Annotated in this window: 3 protein-coding genes; 1 reads left to right on the top strand and 2 read right to left on the bottom strand. The window is 68.9% G+C overall.

Annotated features, from left to right (window positions below; translation table 11 throughout):
* Positions 1-343 (bottom strand): dTMP kinase (gene tmk / locus FKP22_RS28160; protein ID WP_141291373.1); only part of this gene is annotated, 343 nt, incomplete at its 3' end.
* A complete protein-coding gene (gene mltG, locus FKP22_RS28155) occupies positions 340-1,338 on the bottom strand; it encodes an endolytic transglycosylase MltG (protein ID WP_141291371.1) in 999 nt (332 codons plus the stop codon). The genes mltG and tmk, both read right to left, overlap by 4 nt.
* 211 nt (positions 1,339-1,549) lie before the next feature.
* On the opposite strand from mltG, the gene ygfZ reads away from it, so the two are divergent.
* On the top strand, positions 1,550-2,123 hold a 574-nt coding region (gene ygfZ, locus FKP22_RS28150; protein WP_375140626.1), incomplete at its 3' end, for a CAF17-like 4Fe-4S cluster assembly/insertion protein YgfZ.

Raw genomic sequence — 2,123 nt, 5'->3', positions numbered from 1 at the left:
CCGCCAGGTCAAAGCCGCGGCCGGCGCCCTGGTAGGCGAAGGTGGCATCGGTGAAGCGGTCGCACAACACGGTTTCGCCGCGCGAGAGCGCCGGCAGGATGCGCTGGCACAAATGATCGCGCCGAGCGGCGAAGACCAGCAAGGCCTCGGTCAGCGCATCCATCGACTGGTGCAGGAACAGCGCACGCAACTGCTCGGCCAGCTCGGTGCCGCCGGGCTCGCGGGTCAGCAGCACGCGGTGGCCACGTTGCTGCAAGGCCTCGTGCACGGCTTCGATGTGGGAAGACTTGCCGGCGCCGTCAATGCCTTCGAAGCTGATGAAAAACGCGCCTGAAGAAGTCACCGGCTGCCGCCTCGCTGAAACTGGTTCACCGCCCGATTATGGTCGGCCAGGCTGCCGCTGAAGACGCTGCTGCCATCGCCTCGGGCAACGAAGTACAGCGCGTCGGTCTTGTCGGGCTTGGCGGCGGTCAGCAAGGCACGGGCGCCGGGCATGGCGATGGGCGTGGGCGGCAGGCCACGGCGGGTGTAGGTGTTCCAGGGCGTGTCGGCCAGCAGGTCGGCCTTGCGCAGGTTGCCGTCGAAGCTGGCGCCCAGGCCGTAGATCACGGTCGGGTCGGACTGCAACGGCATGCCGATGCGCAGCCGGTTGTTGAACACACCGGCGACCAGCCCTCGGTCGCCCGCCTGGCCGGTTTCCTTTTCGACCACCGACGCCAGCACCAGCAGCTCAGCGGGGGACTTCAACGGCGAGTCCGGTGCCCGCTGTTCCCAGGCCTGGGCCAGGCGCTGCTGCATCGCGGCGCGGGCGCGCTTGAGCACCGTGATGTCGCTCACGCCCTTGCTGTAGGCATACGAGTCGGGGAACAGCCAGCCTTCGGGCGTGTTCTCGGACAAGCCCAGCGCGGCCGCGGCCTGCGCGTCGCTCATGCTGGCCAGCGTATTGCGCAGCCCGGGCGCCTTGGCCACGGCCTCACGCACCTGGCGCAGGTTCCAGCCATCGATGATGCGCAACAGCTCAAGCACCTGCTCGCCGCGCACCATCTTGTCCAGCAGCGCTTTCGGGCTGACCCCAGCCTCGATCTCGTAGCTGCCCGCGCGAATCTTGCGCGACTGGCCGGACCAGCGGAACCATTGGTAGAGCAACTCGGCGGGCACGTCCACACCGGCCTGCACCCATTGCTCGGCCACTTCGCGCGGCGAGGTGCCGGGCTCTATCGACAGCTCGACCCGCGTGCCGCGCAAGGGCAGCGGCTGCTCGGTCCACCACCAGGCGGCCCCGGCGGCGGCCAAGCCGGCCAACAGCAGCAGCGCCAGCAACTTCTTCATCAGTTTCATGGGTGAGGCGCAAACCCTGGCGCTTGCTCTGGCATGGGCGCGCATGATAATCGTCTGCATGACTGTTGCTGCTTCGCCCCCCTCTGAAACAAGCCCCGCCGCCGCTGCGGCCCTGCCTGCCTCGCTTCGCACGGGCGGTGCGCTGCCACTGGCCGACTGGGGCCTGATCCGGGCCCGGGGAGCCGACGCGCTGAGTTTTCTGCAGGGGCAGTTGACCAACGACTTGGCGCTGGCCGGAGCCGACCAGGCCCGCCTCGCTGGTTACTGCTCCGCCAAGGGCCGCCTGATGGCCAGCTTCGTGGCCTGGCGCGCCGCGCCCGATGAATGGCTGCTGGCCTGCAGTGCCGACCTGCTGGCGCCTACGCTCAAGCGGCTGTCCATGTTCGTGCTGCGCGCCAAGTGCCAGCTCAGCAATGCCTCGGCCGAGTTGCCGCTGTGGGGCCTGGCAGGCGACGCAGCCAGCGCTTGGCTGGGCAACGCATTGCCGCCCCAGGCCTGGGGCGTTGCGGCGATGGCTGATGGCCAGGCTGTGCGACTGCCGGACGTAGACGGCGTGCCACGTTGCCTCTGGGCTGGGCCCGCGGTTTCGGCACCCACCGGACTGGCGCCCTCGTCGGCTGATGCCTGGCGCTGGCTGGAAGTGCAAAGCGGCGTGGTGCGCATCGTCGCTGCCACGGCCGAAGCCTTTGTGCCGCAGATGGTGAATTTCGAGATCGTGGGCGGCGTGAACTTCAAGAAGGGCTGCTACCCCGGCCAGGAAGTCGTGGCGCGCAGCCAGTACCGCG

The sequence above is a fragment of the Ideonella azotifigens genome (assembly GCF_006519715.1).
In the GTDB taxonomy this organism is placed as follows: domain Bacteria; phylum Pseudomonadota; class Gammaproteobacteria; order Burkholderiales; family Burkholderiaceae_C; genus Ideonella; species Ideonella azotifigens.
Note: the sequence above shows the minus strand (reverse complement) of the source record. Positions and strands in the feature narration are given on the sequence as shown.